At 43.3% G+C, this 16,892-nt stretch carries 12 protein-coding genes and 1 pseudogene; 2 read left to right on the top strand and 11 right to left on the bottom strand.

The annotated features are described in order from the left end of the window. Positions 1-4: 4 nt before the first annotated feature. The gene (locus QE390_RS01685; protein WP_307140841.1) at positions 5-2,398 is read right to left on the bottom strand and encodes an ABC transporter permease; all 2,394 of its coding nucleotides are present in this window, start codon (positions 2,396-2,398) and stop codon (positions 5-7) included. A gap of 360 nt (positions 2,399-2,758) precedes the next feature. Between QE390_RS01685 and QE390_RS01680 the strand changes: the two genes are divergently transcribed. After that, positions 2,759-3,697, top strand: a complete 939-nt coding sequence (locus QE390_RS01680; RefSeq protein ID WP_307140840.1) for a glycosyltransferase family 2 protein — start codon at positions 2,759-2,761, stop codon at positions 3,695-3,697. Between the two features lie 506 nt (positions 3,698-4,203). Here the strand turns inward: QE390_RS01680 and QE390_RS01675 are convergent. From QE390_RS01675 to QE390_RS01660, 4 genes and pseudogenes are all read right to left on the bottom strand, one after another. Continuing rightward, complete coding sequence (locus QE390_RS01675) at positions 4,204-5,055, bottom strand: HAD-IIA family hydrolase (RefSeq protein WP_307140839.1); 852 nt, start codon at positions 5,053-5,055, stop codon at positions 4,204-4,206. Between the two features lie 119 nt (positions 5,056-5,174). Next, entirely contained in the window at positions 5,175-6,107 is a 933-nt protein-coding gene (locus tag QE390_RS01670) for a hypothetical protein (protein WP_307140838.1), read from the bottom strand. 3 nt (positions 6,108-6,110) lie between these two features. After that, positions 6,111-7,154, bottom strand: coding sequence for a hypothetical protein (locus QE390_RS01665; RefSeq protein ID WP_106637547.1), 1,044 nt, complete (start codon positions 7,152-7,154; stop codon positions 6,111-6,113). A gap of 79 nt (positions 7,155-7,233) precedes the next feature. Continuing rightward, positions 7,234-8,575: pseudogene (locus QE390_RS01660) on the bottom strand (glutamine synthetase family protein). Between the two features lie 574 nt (positions 8,576-9,149). On the opposite strand from QE390_RS01660, the gene QE390_RS01655 reads away from it, so the two are divergent. After that, the gene (locus QE390_RS01655; protein WP_307140837.1) at positions 9,150-9,746 is read left to right on the top strand and encodes a DUF4240 domain-containing protein; all 597 of its coding nucleotides are present in this window, start codon (positions 9,150-9,152) and stop codon (positions 9,744-9,746) included. 49 nt (positions 9,747-9,795) lie between these two features. On the opposite strand, the gene QE390_RS01650 is transcribed toward QE390_RS01655, so the two are convergent. The 6 genes from QE390_RS01650 to QE390_RS01625 form a co-directional block, all read right to left on the bottom strand. Further along, the gene (locus QE390_RS01650) at positions 9,796-10,377 is read right to left on the bottom strand and encodes a peptidylprolyl isomerase (RefSeq protein ID WP_106637550.1); all 582 of its coding nucleotides are present in this window, start codon (positions 10,375-10,377) and stop codon (positions 9,796-9,798) included. Between the two features lie 35 nt (positions 10,378-10,412). Then, positions 10,413-11,324: a dienelactone hydrolase family protein gene (locus QE390_RS01645; RefSeq protein ID WP_307140836.1), complete on the bottom strand. Its 912-nt coding sequence runs from the start codon at positions 11,322-11,324 to the stop codon at positions 10,413-10,415. 97 nt (positions 11,325-11,421) lie between these two features. Then, entirely contained in the window at positions 11,422-12,462 is a 1,041-nt protein-coding gene (locus QE390_RS01640) for an ABC transporter permease (protein WP_307140835.1), read from the bottom strand. Beyond that, a complete protein-coding gene (locus QE390_RS01635; RefSeq protein ID WP_307140834.1) occupies positions 12,368-13,813 on the bottom strand; it encodes an ABC transporter permease in 1,446 nt (481 codons plus the stop codon). Before QE390_RS01635 ends, QE390_RS01640 begins: the two co-directional genes overlap by 95 nt. 13 nt (positions 13,814-13,826) lie before the next feature. Continuing rightward, positions 13,827-14,120, bottom strand: coding sequence for a hypothetical protein (locus tag QE390_RS01630; protein WP_106637555.1), 294 nt, complete (start codon positions 14,118-14,120; stop codon positions 13,827-13,829). 330 nt (positions 14,121-14,450) lie between these two features. Continuing rightward, positions 14,451-16,889, bottom strand: coding sequence for an ABC transporter permease (locus QE390_RS01625; RefSeq protein WP_307140833.1), 2,439 nt, complete (start codon positions 16,887-16,889; stop codon positions 14,451-14,453). Positions 16,890-16,892: the final 3 nt, after the last annotated feature.

The following is a 16,892-nucleotide window of genomic DNA, read 5'->3' as shown; positions in this document are numbered from 1 at the left end:
CGTTCTACTCGCTTTTGAGACTCCGCACCGGATCGGCCTGTGCCGCACGAATGGCCTGATAACTTACCGTAATAAGGGTTACCCCCAGGGCAATGGTGCCAGCGGCAGCAAAAACAACCCATCCAATTTCGATGCGAATGGTGTATTTCTGAAGCCACTGATTCATGTAGTAATAAGCCAGCGGTGAGGCAATCAGAAAAGAAATGACAACCAGCACAACAAAGTCTTTCGATAGTAAGCCCCAGAGATTAGTAACGGTGGCTCCCAGTACTTTACGAACGCCAATTTCTTTGCGACGCTGTTCGGCCATAAAAGAGGCCAGTCCAAAAAGACCCAGACAGGAAATAAAAATGGCCAGTCCGCCGAAGGTAAAGGCAAGGGCCCCTAACTGTTGTTCGGCCTGAAAACGTCGCTCAAAATCCGTATCCATGAAATGATGATCAAAGGGTACATCACGACCATATTTCTGGTAGATATGCTGGATTTTTTCAAGACTCGCTGAGGCCGCCTGATTGCCTTTGAGGCGAACCACCATCGTAGACATATTGCCACCCTGAACGGTCAGGTTAATAAACATCGGATCGGTCACCTCGTAAGGTGAACCGTAAGAGAAGTTTTTCACAACTCCCACGACGGTATAGCGTTCATAGTAAGGATTATCGGCATCACCACGAGTAATGGTTTCTCCAATTGGATTTTTGAATCCCAGCGTTTTAACGGCAGATTCGTTGATGATGACTGCTCGCGAAGTATCTCCGGGAAAGGCCGGGGAGAAATCCCGACCGGCCACCAGTTGTACGCCCGTTGTTTTTAAAAAGTCGTAACTCACCCGCATGAATTCAAAGACCTGATTGGCTTGTTCCGGGCGGCGACCCCGCCAGTTAAAACCCCAACCATTGCTACCGCCCGAAGAACCGGGAACGGAGCTGGTACAATAGACATTTTCAGCGACTCCGGTGGCCATGATTTCATTCCGAAGCGTCTGCCAGTGATTAGCAGCATCGCCCTCCATTGAGAAATACATCAGGTTTTCCTGGTTATAACCCAGCGGCTGGTTTTTCGCAAACTGAACCTGCTGATAGACCAGTAGGGTAGAAATAATCAGAGCAATGGAGAATGAAAACTGAAGAATTACCAGCACTTTCCGGGGAATAGAAGCCGAGCGTCCCACCCGCATGGTGCCTTTTAATACGGTTACTGGATTGAAAGCGGAAAGGTAAAAGGCAGGGTAACTTCCTGCTAACACACCCGTAATGATCACGATACCTAGGGCCGCGGCCCAGTAAATGGGTTGGGCTAGTTCGAGGTCCAACTGCTTTTCTACCAGATTATTAAACCAGGGTAAGCTTAACTCCACCAGACCAATGGCTACCAAAAGGCCTAAGAAAGCGAGTATTAAAGATTCGCCGAGAAATTGGCTAATCAGGCCGCTTCGCATGGCTCCTGAAGTCTTACGAATGCCCACTTCGCGGGCTCGTTTTTCACTGCGAGCCGTACTTAAATTCATGAAGTTGATACAGGCAATCAGTAGTACAAAACTGGCAATGATGCTGAATAACTGGACATTTTCGATACGACCACCCACGGGAACGCCATTTTCAAAGCGACCATACAGACGTGATTTGGTGAGAGGGTACAGGAAAATATCTCCATTACTATCTTTCTTTTCCTGAGCGGTGTAAATGTTCTTGATCTTGGCATTGACTGCCGCTAAATTGGCTTTGGGGTCTAGTTCTACGTAAATCTGATAATTGTTCGAACTCCAGCCATAAAAAGTCCAGCCGATGCTGTCGAGAAATTTCATCGGAACCAGAGCTTCAAATGCAAAACGGGAGTGTTTAGGGTAATCTTTTAGAACCGCCGATACCTTTAAATCGTACTTGCCGTAATACCGAACGATTTTATTAATGGGCTCTTCATCTCCGAATAAAGCTTTGGCTGTTGACTCAGTAAGAATGATAGATTTAGGATCTTTAAAAGCCGTTTTAAAGGAACCTTTCACTGCTTCGAAAGAAAAAATATCCAGAAAATCGGGTTCTACACCCATCACCGTCTTTTTCAGAGCTTTATCCTGATAAGCCAGAGCAATAGGGTTCTCCCAATCGGTCAGGGTGACGCGTTTGATTTCGGGAATATTTTTTCGGAGATAATCACCCAATAAACCGCCCTGCGAAGAAGAAGTCCAGATTTTGGTTTCGGATTCTTTGAAATTCCGCATCACCCGGTATACCTGGTCTTTCTTTTCGTGGAAGGTATCATAACTGAATTCATCCAGTACCCACAGCATAATCATGATACTGGCGGCCATGCCTACGGCCAAACCCATGATATTAATGAAGCTGTACACCGGATTTTTAATCAAATTCCGCAAGGCGATTTTTAGGTAATTCTGAAGCATGATAAAACAGGGAAAGTGGCCGTTGCTGAGCTTTAGAAAGTTATGCCAAACGGAAGGTTATTAGGTAAGTTATTGATTGTTAGCGTTTTGTATAAATGTAAATGTCCGTAATCGGACAGATTCTGTTCAATTACGGACATTAGGATTAATTTACAAGGAAAAAGCTATCAGTAAGCGTAAAACACCACTTCTCAGATTTTAGCCTTTATTCCAAAGAACTTCTTGAATGATATTAAAAAACATTTTTGTATGCTTGAATAAGTTACCGAATAACCTATTTTTGATTAATTCTTTTTAGGAAATAAGATTTAATTATTTTTGAAATAAATTACTCTTTTAGTTAGTGTGACTTTACATACGATGGATTCAGTAACTCATTTAAAACCATTAGTATCTGTAGTAATGGCTACTTATAATGGTGAATTGTATTTAAAAGAGCAAATTGATAGTATTATAAATCAAACCTATCAAAATATAGAAATTATTGTTGTAGACGATTATTCTACAGATCATACGCGTATTGTTCTAGAAGAATATGCTTTAAGATATACTAATATTCATCTCGATTTATCAAAAACTAATAAAGGTCATGTAAAAACGTTTGAACGTGGATTCGAATTGTGCAAGGGTGACTTTATAGCTCCATGCGACCAAGATGATATATGGTTGCCAAATAAGATTGAAGAACTGCTAAAAAATATTGGTAATCATCCACTTATTTACTGTGACTCTGAACTTATTCATTCCGATGGAATGAGCATGAATCTAAAATTGTCTGATATTAAAAGGCTTAAAGATTTAGATAGCCCATTGAATTATGCAATAGGAGGTTCTGTTGCGGGCCATGCTATGTTGATTCGACGAGAAACCGTTGTAGACTGCTTTCCCTTTCCTGAATCTATCCCACATGATTATTGGCTTGGTTTTGTAGCTACATTTTCAGGCTCATTAAAATTTTATGCTCACGCATTAGTAAAATACAGGCAGCATGCTAATAATACAGTAGGAGTTAATGCAGGTAAGGTAAAGGCAAAAAGAAATATACTTTCTAAATCAGATAAAAATGAATTAAAACTTAAAAAAATGCAATTATTGGCTAGTAAATGCCCAGAAAAATTAAAAGATACAAAGCGATCTTTTAATAAATTACATGAAAGTTATATGAGTTTTTCTTTTGTTAATAATTGTAAGAGAATATCTGTATTTCTAAAACACTGGGAGGATATTACGGCTTATAAGAAAAAAAATGAGATTAGAAGGTTTTTGTTTTGTTTGAAATCTTTCTATCAAATTTATTAAATAAACCCGTTGACGTATTAAAAAGCTAGAGTATGTTCCAAAAGATTTAGTGATTTTTTGTTATGATAATTAATGAATTGCTACGCAAACTGTGGTTGGTGTCTCACCAACCACAGTTTGCGTACAAATGGCTGGTGAGACACCAGCCATGGCAGGGAAAGCCAAACGTAATGAAGTCGGGTCGGTTACTTAATGAAACGTTCTTATAACCCGTTGTGCGTATAAACAAATGGGAGATGAGTGGCGGGAGTTTGAACCGCTAATGGCTGTATTTTAGATCAAAATGATGAACCTATTCGAAAGTTTTGCGAGGGGACATGTTGGAATTTTGTCTTTTTCGTGCCTTCACCGCTAGGGAATGGTTATACGCACAACGGGTATATGAATAGCATTGTCTAGATAATATATAGTTGATAATTGTTACTTATTCAATAAAGAACTAGAACACAATTCAGGAATTAAAATTGAGGTTATGACAGTAAATTTGCTGTCATAACCTCATGAAATTAATAAGTTACAACTGCAGATTCGCAGATATACGTTGGAATAATCCCCGAAGAAGAAATGCGGGCAGCGGCATCTTCAGCCTGGGTATTACCCGTAAGCACAAGAGCCGTGTCCAGTCCGAATTTATTACCACCCAGAATATCCGTATGAAGGGTATCGCCCACCATAAGAATTTCATGTTTCATAACGGGTTGAATACTTCGGATGTAATCGTAGGCATAAATAAAAAGCTGCGTTTCAGGTTTTCCGAAACGAATGAATTGCTTGCCAACCGAATTTTCAATCATCTTGGCAATGCCTCCAATCGCCATGGCCACCTGATTTTTAGAAACCGGATAGGTGGCGTCGGTATTAGAAACGATTACTGGGATATTGCGTTTGCGAAGTAAATTAATGGTTTTATTCAAGTCCGTTTTCCAGTCAAAACCTTCGTCGTCCAGGAAAACAAGAGCCTCCACATGGTCGCAGTCGTCAATATCAAGTTCGCTGATGGGGAGGGGGGTTAAGGTTCCTGTATCAATGTAAGAAGCCGAATCGGGTGTGCCCAGATAGGCAACGGTACCACGACGAACTTTCTGGGTTAGAAACTCCTGAGCCAGCAAACCGGAAGAAATGATATGTTCAGCTTTGATCTCCGAGACCCCAAGTCGGTGGTAAGATTCGGCAAGCTGAAACGGGCTTCTGGAGGCGTCGTTGGTTAAAATATAGTAATCAATATGCTGTTCTTTCAGGTATTGAAATGTATTCTCAATGCCAGGAATCAGGCCTTTATGGTTTTTAAGTACACCATAAGCATCAAAAAAAATGACTTTATACGTAGAAATGATAGTGCGAAATTCGTCGAGGTTCATGGGAGATTAAAGATTTCCTGAAAAATCAGGCGATACATGGGCTTATAAAAGTCCTGCTCATGTGCCGATTAGCGAACCGAACCCATGAGCAGGAAAAAATGACCGGAGTCACGTATGAATTAACGATTGATTTCTTGCTGGATTTTTTCTACAAATGAAAGAGGCACATCCGCAAGAGCAGCAATTTTAGAAAAAGTAAAGTCGGTGTTTTGCAAAAGGTTTTTTACAACGGTGCTCTTTGCTTTTTCAAGACCTTTTTCTATACCTTCTTCAAGGCCTTTTTCTCGCCACTCTTCTTGAGTCAGCATTTGGATAGTTTCGATGATTCCCATGGCAGAAGTGTTACCTGTTAATAAATCGATTTCGTAATCAAAGGTATCGTTTATTTCAGAATTACCAATGTAAATAAACGTCTTTAAGAAATACAAAAATCGTTTAATTCGTTCATTATCATATCGTTTACTAGCAATCAGAGCCCGAGCAATGGTTAAGCGGTGTTTGGCTAGCTCGTGTTCAGGAATTCTATTCATGAGTAAAGCCTTTTGAGCTGCCAGAACGATCAGTGCAAAGGGGTTATTCATGCTCAGTAACTGTTCTTCCGTATGCTCCAGAATGTGATAAGCGTTGTATGTATACTGAATTTCGGTACCTAAAAAGTGATAGTGGAAGCCATCACTCTTCACTGGTTTCTGATGACCCGTGAAAACAGCAATAGCCGTAATCGGTACATCATATCGATCATAAATTCGGTAGAAATACTGAAACATTCGTCGGGAAAACTGGCGGTCGTGCTGAGCCTGAATCTCCAGATGAATCAGTAACCATTCTTCCTGACCTTCGCTGGAATAGACTTTCACCAGCATATCGACCAATCGATTACCGCCTTTCTTTTCAAGTTCCGGGAAAAGCTCCATTAACTCTTTGTCCATGAACTCAAAACCGCGTTGCATGTCAAAAAGCTGATCGGCATCTTTGAAAAAGAAACGTAATAAATCAGGAAAGGCTTCTTCGAAGGCACTTTTCAGCAGAATGTCATTCTTCCGTCTCAGCATGCGTTATAAATTCAAAGCCCGAAGAATTTTATCCGCATCAAATTGCTTGTCAATCGATGGGAAATACGTTTCGTAAGCCTCTTTCTGCAATTTTGTAGCATAGGTACGGTGGAAGAAATACCGACCATATTTAATTACATACGTCAGAATAAAGAAACGATACGCTTCTTTCATGAACCGAACTTCAGGCTCAGTTAAGGGATATACTTTATGATATTCCTGAAGAAATAAAATAAAGCGGTCTTCCATTAACGGTCCAATGACGTAACTGAACACGGTGCGATCACCAATGTCAGAAACGACGCGACTGAAGAAGTAAAAATCCATAACCCGATAACTGACTCGGAACCAGTCGTAATCCCAGCGGGAGAATAATTCGAGATGGTCATTGACTGAGAAATTACCAATATTCCAGTCTACGAAAACGGGCATGGTTTCTACGGATTGCTCCACTAGTTGCTGCCGATTTTCCAGGAAAATCTCACATTGTTTTCGCAGGTCATTAATGTGCATACGATGTTCAAATTTACCCGTTTCTGTTTCCAGAATTCGTAGTAAATCATTGACATCCGAACGTAGCGTTTTGGAAGATTTAGGTAATACCGGACTAACCTTCGCACAGGCTTTATGAAAACGGGCAATTTCCCGACCTAACTTGCGAATGTGTTCCTCATCCAGCCGACGTGGCATTTTATGCATCGCCCGAATGGGATTATAAAGAACGACCCAGGCATCAATAAAACCGTCACTGTAGCGATACGTGTAGACTTCGTTGTCTTTAACTAAGGAACGAGCCAGCACGTTTTCAAAAGGATAAAGTAAATTATTCGAAAGCGTATGAATGATTTTATGGTCTTCTTTAAACTGTTCGTACGAACCAAAGTAAGATAACTTGGCGATGATGATATCATCATCGTCGAAAGTAACCCGAAAGACGTGATTAGTCGATACCCGGGCACTGATGTCCTCAACTTTGGCAATGATTTTTGAATCATCAAATCCAGCCAGAGCCTGTTTAATAATAGCTGGATAATCTACTATTTTCATGGTAACCTTTTAGTTGATGGTTGTTGGTTGATAGTTATTGTTTTACTAGCAACCAATAACTATCAACCAACAACTAAAATTAAATGATTTCGAAGTAACGTTTTAATTCCCATTCGCTGACCTGCCGGGCATATTGCCGCCATTCCCAGTCACGCGTTTGAGTGAAATGCTCAACGAAGCCTTCCCCAAATAATTCTTTTGCAAGCGAAGAATGTTTCATAACCTCAGTAGCCTGACGCAAATTGGCGGGTATAATGCCGTTTGTTTGATTGGTATAACCGTTGCCAACCGTAGGCGGAACGTCGAGCGAAAGCTGATGTTTAATGCCGTACAAACCCGAAGCCAGCGAAGCGGCAATGGCCAGGTAGGGATTAGAGTCCGAACCCGGAACCCGGTTTTCCAAGCGTGTGTAGGCTTCTCCGTTGTTAAGTACCCGAAGGGCCGTGGTTCGGTTATCAATGGCCCAGGTGAGGGTAGTGGGGGCCCAGGCTCCTTCCACGAGTCGTTTATAGCTGTTGATCGTCGGGGCGTACATGGGTAACACGTGCGGCAGGCAGTGCAGTTGCCCGGCCAGGTAGTGCTTCATGAGCGGACTCATGCGATCTGCCGACGACTCGTCATAAAACAGATTTTTCGTCTGTTCAGGATTCCACAAACTCTGGTGAATATGTCCACTACAGCCGGGTAACTCAGCATTCCATTTCGCCATGAACGTCGCGATAATGCCGTGACGGTACCCAATTTCCTTAACGGCTGTTTTAAACAAAGCGGCTTTGTCGGCGGCCCGTAGTACTTCGTCGTGCTTGATGGCTGCTTCATAAACGCCCGGTCCGGTTTCAGTGTGCAGACCCTCCAGCGGAATATCAAAGGCCGTCAGCAAATCGAAGAGATCATTATTAAACGAGCTTTCAAGCGAAGGCCGCAGGATGGAATACCCAAACATGCCGGGGCGTAAGCGGTTCCAGATTGCGGAACCCCTTCTGTTGCAGACTTTGGGGCGTTTCCCGAAAATTGAACCATTCGAACTCCTGAGCAAATTCCGCGTGAAAGCCCATTGCCTCGCATTGGCGTTTAATGCGTCGCAACAAACTTCGCGGACAAGCGGGCAAGTCTTCGCCGTTGGGGTTACTAAAATCTGCCAGAAAAAAAGGCATATTGTCCTCCCAGGGAATGGTACGAAGCGTGTCTGTATCAATGCGAACGGGCGTGTCAGGATAACCTGAATGCCAGCCAGTTAAAGTTGCATTATCGTAAGCCGTATCGTTGCTATCCCAGCCAAAAACGACGTTACAGAAACCGTATCCTTCTTCCCAGCCCTTTTCAAATTTTTCGCGACTAATGATTTTTCCCCGCATGATACCATCGATATCGGCGAAAGCAAATTTTATTTTCTGAGTATGTGGATCAAGAATTGGATTCATAGATCTATAAATAAGACTTTTACAAGAAGGGATGCAAAAGTAAGCGGCTTTTATGGGAACTGATGTGTAAGGTAAGAGAAAGATTTATGAATCTCAGCGGGACGAAGGAGGGGTTATTCTTGATTATGGCTTGTAGAATCCATTATCTCTACATATTTGACAACTATTTTGTTGTCAAAATAGCATGGCAATAAAAATATTGTTAAAAAGAATACAGCTCGGCAAAATCTGAAGATCATCATAGGCAATACGGCTACTGGCGACAATTACTATCCTCGTCCCCAAATTATCGAAGACATAGGTGGCTTAAGAATACTATCTGCAAGCGAAGGGCAATTGTTACGAGAGAAATATAAGCTTTTATGCTATGCATAACTCCCGAAGTGCAACCAACTGTAGATGAGATTGTCGCTGATATTAGAGAAAAACAACGCTTTTACGCATACAGCAATTATTTGAATAACTGGGTAGAGTTCATTTTCTACCCAGCTATTTAAATGTTGTGTGGGTTGATTTTACAGCTAAATCGAATAAAGTTTACATCTTTGGCCTAAATCTACCTAACATTAAAACAATGGAAAATTTTTTCTGGGAAAGCATTGAAAAATCAAATCAATGGACGGGCGAAAATTGGAAAGAATATGACCCTGATGAGCATATCAAAAGTTTAACGAATGTATTGTCTACGAGTGATAAAGAATTACTAATTCAATTTGAGAAAACCTTACAGGAGAAGTTAAATGTTCTCTATACCAAAGAAATTGCCGAGTTGTATTTTATTCTAGATGGAATCAGAAATACAATAAATTTTGACGGATACCTTTCCGAAGATGGTTTTATTTACTTTCGGTGTTGGCTACTATTAAAAGGGAAAGATTTCTTCGAAGAAATAACAAAAGATATAAATCTGGCCATAAGTGAGCGATACCCATTTCCCATTGAAGAAATTTGGGCCGAAGGTTTATTATACATTAGTGATAAAGCTTATGCACTTCATCATGATAATGAGGATCTGAATGTAATTCAGGATGCTGTAGAAGAACTTTATCCCGACGTAATACACTTTGATTCTATGGATAATGAAATGGAAGACGAACCTGCTTATGGGGAGGAACTCGAAGAAAAATATCCAGAATTAATTGCTAAAGCTATAGCGAGAAAAGGTAACTAAAGTAGTAGGGAGTTCTGATGCTGTTAAAGTTCAGAACTCCCTACTATTATTACTTCACCTCATACCCCAGCTTCTTCAACTCCGAAGCACTCAGGTTAATCACGTTGACGTCGATTTTAATGGGCGTTAAGGGCGTGTCGGTGCTGTCTCTTTTGACGTTTACGATGGCGTCTACCACATCCATGCCTTTAAAGACCTGACCGTAAATGGTGTATTTATCGTCTAAACGAGCAAGACCATTTTTGTTTTGAACGATGTAAAGCTGGCAACCTGCTGAGAGCATTTCAGGGTTATCGTCCCGTCCGGCTCCCACGGCTCCGTACACGTGGCGAATACTTTTCACAAATTCCGGTTTGAGTAGGTAAGGGGAATCCGAAAAACCTTCGGGAGTATCGGGGCAACCGCCCTGAGCCACGAAATTGGGGATCACCCGATTGAAAGTATACGAATCCCAATAGCCTTGTTTGGCCAGTTTCAGAAAGCTGGCTTTGTGATTAGGCGTTTCATCGTACAACCAGAAAAGAATTTCGCCTTTATCCGTCTTGATCTGCCCAATCGGATACGTTTTTTCGGGTTTAGAGGCCGTTAACAAAAAGGCCAGTAGCGGAAGAAATAGTAACCCTTGTTTCATAGTTAGGATGTAATAAATTTTGGGGAAGTTAAAGATCAGGATAAATTCTCTTTAAAAAATGCCAGCGTGCGTTCCCAGGCTAGTTTTGCTGCCGCTTCGTTGTAACGCGTAGGAGCCGTGTCGTTATTAAAAGCGTGCTGAGCACCTTCATACACGTACAGTTCATACTTGATCTTATGGGTTTTCAGAGCTTCTTCGTAAGCGGGAATGCCCTTATTCACCCCCTCGTCCAGACCGCCGTAATGCAGCTGAACAGCCGCTTTAATTTGGGGAACTTCAGCAGTTTCGGGCTGGCGACCATAAAAAGCCACGGCTGCTTTCAGGTCAGGATCATGTATTGCCAACTGATTCGCCAGAGCACCGCCCCAGCAAAAACCTACACAACCCGTTTTGCCATTACTGTTCTTCAGGGTTTTCCCATAAACAAAGCCTTTCAGGAAGTTATGGAGATTCTGCTGTTTATCCAGTTTAGCGAAAAGCCCACGGGCTTCGTCTTCGTTGGCTGGAGTCCCGCCGAAAGGTGATAAAGCATCGGGAGCAAGGGCAATATAACCTGCCTTCGCTACCCGGCGGGCTACGTCACGAATGTGTGGATTCAGTCCCCGGTTTTCGTGTATAATGAGCACGACCCCTCGCTTGCCTGTCGCTTGGGGTTGAGCGAGATAAGCCTTCATGTCCAGTCCGTCGCCGGGGTAGGTTACGTCTTCAAGCAGTAAATCTGGATCATCTTCGGCGATGGTGGTAGCATGAGCGTAATTCACTTCCAGCAGGGGTAATACCGCCATGGCTGCCGTCATACTGCCCGTTAGTTTAGCCAGTTTTCCCAGAAAATCTTGACGGGTAAGAGGCTTGTGGGTGTATTCGTCAAAGAGGTTAATAATTCGCTGATCCATTGGGCTTAAAGGCTCGGTGAAGCGAGCGTTACGAGTGCGTTCGAAAGATGCCAATTTTTAAGCGAAGACGGAAATGCAACGGTATCTTTTCCTAACCCTTTGAGAACTATAACAAAAACGCTGACCAGAATGAATGGTCAGCGTTTTAAGATTACTCTGTTTTTAAACTCTTGACGGGATTCGCCGTGGCGGCTTTGATCGTGAGGGAACTCACCGTTACTAAGGCTATTCCTAGGGCAAGCAAACCCGCCAGCGGGAATACCCAGATGGGCATGGCCGCTCGGTAATGAAAGTCTTCGAGCCAACGTGTCATGGCGTACCAGGCAATGGGACTGGCAATTAAAACAGCAATGAAAACCAGTTTCAGGAAATCTTTGGAAAGTAAGGTAGTAACCTGCCAGGCACTCGCTCCCAGTACTTTGCGAACGCCAATTTCTTTGGTTCGCTGAAAGGTAGCATAAGACGTTAAGCCGATCAGCCCCAGACAGGCAATGAAAATGGCGATGCTGGCGAAGTAAATGAACAGCTTTCCAAATTGCTCTTCGCCTTTGTATTTATCATTGAAAGACTGGTCGATGAAAAAGTAGTCGAAAGGTCGTTCGGGAACGGCCTGCTTCCAGAGCTGCTCAACCGCCGCCAGCGTTTCGGGAATGTGCTGAGCTTTAATTTTTATCGAAATCTGTTGGAATTCTTTCGGATTGATTCGGAAGGTAGCCGGGCTGATTTCATCCCGAAGGGAGGCATCATGGAAGTTTTTCACTACGCCAATAATCATCCCTTTACGGTCCCACTGATCAAACTTTTTACCAATAATTTGTTCGGGCGAAGTATAACCCAAACTACGAACTGCGGCTTCATTAACCAATAAAGCCTGCGTAGAATCGGTGGAAAATTTTGTAGAAAAGCTTCTTCCAGCGATGATCGGAATCTGATACTGATCGAAGAAGTTATAATCAATCGAGTAGAGACTAATGTTGGAGGCCTGTAACTCACCCTTCTGGTTTTCCAAATGAGTATAAGCTCCCATGGATCCGCTACCGGGAACGGTAGAAGATTCAGTTACGGATTCCACGCCCGGAATTTTAGAAAACTGAGCTTTAAGCGTAGCTCCGTGCCGAGCCATGTATTGCGGATCGTTCAGGTTTAAAATGAGCATCTGATCTTTCGAAAAGCCCAGGGACTGCTGACGCATATAGGTCAGCTGATGATACACTACAAAGGTGCAGACCATCAGACTTACCGAAATAACAAACTGAAAAACCACCAGCGATTTTCGGAGAATCAGGCCCTGTCGGCTGGTCGCAAAACGTCCTTTTAAAACGGTTATCGCTCTTCATTCCCGATAAAACCAGGGCAGGGTATAGACCTGCCATAACTCCCACCAGCAAGGCCAGACCGAGCAGGATCAGCCAGAAGGTTGGGTTACTAAATGTGCTGTCAAGGACCGTTTTTCCGGAAAACGCATTGAAGGAAGGAAGAAGTAACTCGCAGAGTAATACAGCAAGCCCGAACGCGAACGTACTTAGTAATACGTATTCACTCAGAAACTGGAAGGTAAGCTGTTGCCGACCGGCTCCTACCACTTTTCTTACGCCGACTTCTTTGGCCCGCTCGCTGGCTCGGGCGATGGTCAGGTTAATGAAATTGATGCAGGCCAGAATCAGGATAAACCCGGCGATTACCGAAAAAATATAGACGTTTTTCAAACTTCCCTGTTGGGGTGCCCCGCGATCCGATTTCAGGTAAAGGTCCTGCAAAGGTTCCAGGTGCAAGATATACCACATCTGATCTTTCGACATGGCCTTGCCAATCAAGCGATCTATTTCGCCTCGGATTTTGGTTTCCAGGGCCTGAGGATTAGTATTTTCTTTGAGTAAAAAATAAGAATAAAACCCAAAATTACCCCATTGTTCGTCCAGACCCGGCTGCATATGTTTAGTCAGCGTGGACATGGATAGGAGCAGGTCAAAAGGAATATGGCTAGCTTCAGGAATGTCTTTCAATACACCCGTTACTTTTACTGGAAATTGCCCTTCCATCCGTAGTGTCTGGCCCATCGGGTCCTGTTCGCCGAAGTATTTTTTTGCCGTTTTCTGAGTTAATACTACGCTAAAAGGAGCTTTCAACGCAGTGCGGGCATCGCCCTTCAGAAGCGGAAATGTGAAGACATTAAAAACGGTGGAATCGGCCAGGTAAAGATCATTCTCCTGAAATTTCTGATCCTTATACGCAACAACCGCATTTCGCTTCCAAAGACGTGTATACGCCTCTATTTCTGGTAGTCGTTCGCCCAATTGCGGGGCCATTGGAGCAGAAGTAACATTGGAACGGATGGTTTCGGTGGGCGTTTTGATGTCAGTGACCAGTCGGTAAATCTGATTGCCTTTTTCATGAAAAGTATCGTAACTCAATTCATGTCGAACGTAGAGGCTAATAAGCAGACATGCCACTAACCCAACGGATAATCCGGCGAGGTTAATGATAGTGAAGAGCCGATGTTTCAGCAGGCTACGAAGGGCTATCTTGAAATAATTTTTTAGCATACGATGGAGAGCATTAGGCGAGTTGGGTAACGGCCCGCATTTGGCTTAAATCTTCTTTTTTAACGAAAGTAATCGGAACAAAATCGTCCGTGGGGGCACCGATGTAATACAGCGACCATTCCTGATCGTAAGTCGTCAGCATTTCCCGCAGGCATTCCACCCGATTGAAAGAGGGCGTAGAGCAGTCGTCCCAGCGAAACAGCTCGACCCGGTAATGCAAATCCTGTTTTTGACCATTAATAACCACCGAAATTTCAATTTCATGTTTTCCCGGTAACGAAGGCAGAGGTATTGCAATGTATGACATAGTTCTGGCTGGTTATGAAGTAACTGTATCAGGGTAAGCTCTACATTTTAAAAGTATGCCAGCCTTATTAGTAGGTTGATAGTTGTCTGATTGGCAGTATGGTATGAAAAAATAAATGTCCGAAACTGAACGGTTCATGTACAGTTTCGGACATACTGTAGAGACGTCCATTTATGGCGTCTCTGTTTCTCATACCGAATCGTTTGTCAGCAGGGAATTCATTATAATACGGTTGGGTGTTAATGCTTTTTGCCTGTAATGAAATGGTTGGTGGGGGAAGCAGAGACGCCATCCATCGGCGTCTCTGCGGTTGGGAATAGCCTTTACCAGTTATTCGCTTTTTAGGCTCTTGACAGGATTTACCATCGCCGCCCGAATAGTTTGGCTACTCACGGTAACCAGGGCAATCAGAAAGGCGATTAATCCGGCTCCCGCAAAAAGCCACCAGCTTAACTCGGTACGATAGGCAAATTCTTCGAGCCATTTATTCATCAGAAACCAGCTTGTAGGCACGGCAATGAAATAGGCAATCATGACGAGTTTTATAAAATCACGCGAAAGTAAGCCCACGATGCTGGTGATGCTGGCTCCGAGAACTTTACGCACCCCGATTTCTTTGATTTTCTGTTCAGCAGTGAAAGCCGCCAAACCATATAACCCCAGGCACGCAATAAGAATGGCAATGGTGGTAAAGTAACTGATCAGGGTACCCATTTTCTGCTCCGTTTCGTAATTTCGCTGGAAATCCTGATCCAGAAAACTATACTCGAAAGGCTCCTCTGGGTTGAATGTTTTCCAGGTATTTTCCAGGGAAGTCAGTAAGCGGCTTACCTTGGTGGTATTCGTTCGAACGATCATGTAGTTCAAGCCCCAGGGAGCCAGAATGAAGCCAAAATTGTCAATGGGTTGCTGTAACCCGGCAAAATTAAAATCTTTCACCACACCCACTACCTGATAATCAAGCCGTCCTTCCGAACCATTCCAGTGCAGCGTCTTGCCAAGGATACTTTGGGGCGTATAGCCCAGTTTTGCTACGGCGTGTTCGTTAATGATGATTCGCTGGGCCGTGTCGGCTGGAAATTGAGGCGAAAAGAAACGACCACTGATTTTATGAAACCCCATGGTTTCCATGAAGTCATAATTAACGTGATTCATGCGGAGGGTAACCCCGTTTTCTACCGTTTTTCCTTCCCGGTAAAAGGTCTGATCGCCCGCTACGAAAATGCCGGGATAACTCGTGGCGGCGGCGGCCGAAACTACCTCCGAATTCTTCTCAATGGCCTGTTTAAAGGTCTCATAATGATCTTTGGCGAGATTGGTGCGAAGGGGAATAACCAATTGCTGGTCTTTCACAAAACCTAAGTCCTGGTGTTGCAGAAAATCCATTTGACGCCAGATTACAAGTGAGCCCAGAATTAGTATAATGGACAAGGCAAACTGAAACACCACCAGAGCTTTACGAAGATTAATAGCTGCCAGACTATTGCTAGCTTTGTTTTTCAGAACCTGAGCCGGATTAAAGGAAGAAAGGTAAAAGGCTGGGTAACTACCCGCCAGTATTCCCGTAATTAAAGCCAGCCCTAAAAAGAGGAAAAGTTTGGTATAATCTTTGGTAAATGAGATACTTAAATCAGTTCCGGCAATGCCGTTGAAAAGCGGTAAACTTACTTCAACCAGAAAAATAGCGATGACCAGAGCCAGCAAACTGATGATCATGGATTCGCCGAGAAACTGACCGATCAGGGTTTCTTTTTCGGCTCCCATGACTTTACGAATCCCCACTTCAGCCGCCCGTTTACCGGAACGGGCCGTACTAAGATTCATGAAGTTAATGCAGGCAATAACCAGGGTGAACAAGGCAACGGTAATCAGGATATAGACAAACTGAATGTTTCCTTTTTTATTAAAAATCGTTTCGGCATCGGTGTATAAATGGATGCTGGGAACAGACTCCAGATATTGGTTTTTCTTGAATGCCACCCGTTTCAAATCTTTACCCATGTACTTTTCGATGAAAGCCGGAAACTTGGCTTCCAGACTTTTGGCCTCTGATCCGGGACGGAGTTTGAGGTAAGTAAAGAACATGTTGTTACTGGCAAAATCCTGCGTATTGCGAACAAAGTCGCCAATATCTCCACTGCTTAACGACATAAAGTAGTGACTGTCGATATGGGAAGGACCAACAGATCGAAACACACCCGTGATTTTAAAATCCAGATCGCCATTGGAACTGCTAATGCGAATAACCTGATTGAGAGCGGAGTTGGTGCCATACAGCTTTTGGGCAATCTCTTCGGAAATCACCACGGAATTCGGTAGATCCAGTGCATGTTTGGGAGAACCTTCGAGAAATTCGTATGCGAACAGATCAAAAAAAGTGGGATCGGCAAAGACACCTTTGGATTCATAAAAGCTTTGCAGGGCTTTTCCATGAGCCATGCGTTTGAAAATGGCTTTATCTTCCGAGAAAGGAATAAATACTCGGGTCACTTCTTCTACCTCTGGAAATTCATTCTTCACGGCCGCTGCCACCGGTGCTGCACAGGTAGGAGCTTTTTCAGTTTTAGCCTCCGTAACGAATTCGGTAACCAAACGGTAGAGGTCTTTCGAACGATCATTGTGTGTATCGTAACTTAATTCATGCTGAACGTAAAGCAGAATGAGTAAACAGCAGGCCATTCCTACGGCTAGGCCAATGATGTTAATGAGGGAAAAAACCTTGTTTTTCCAAAGGGTTCGCAGGGCGATTTGAATATAATTGCGGAGCATGGC

Origin of the sequence: Siphonobacter sp. SORGH_AS_1065 (assembly GCF_030818595.1) — a bacterium.
GTDB lineage: Bacteria > Bacteroidota > Bacteroidia > Cytophagales > Spirosomataceae > Siphonobacter.
The sequence above is the reverse complement of the archived record's forward strand: the minus strand, read 5'-3'. Positions and strand labels throughout refer to the sequence as shown.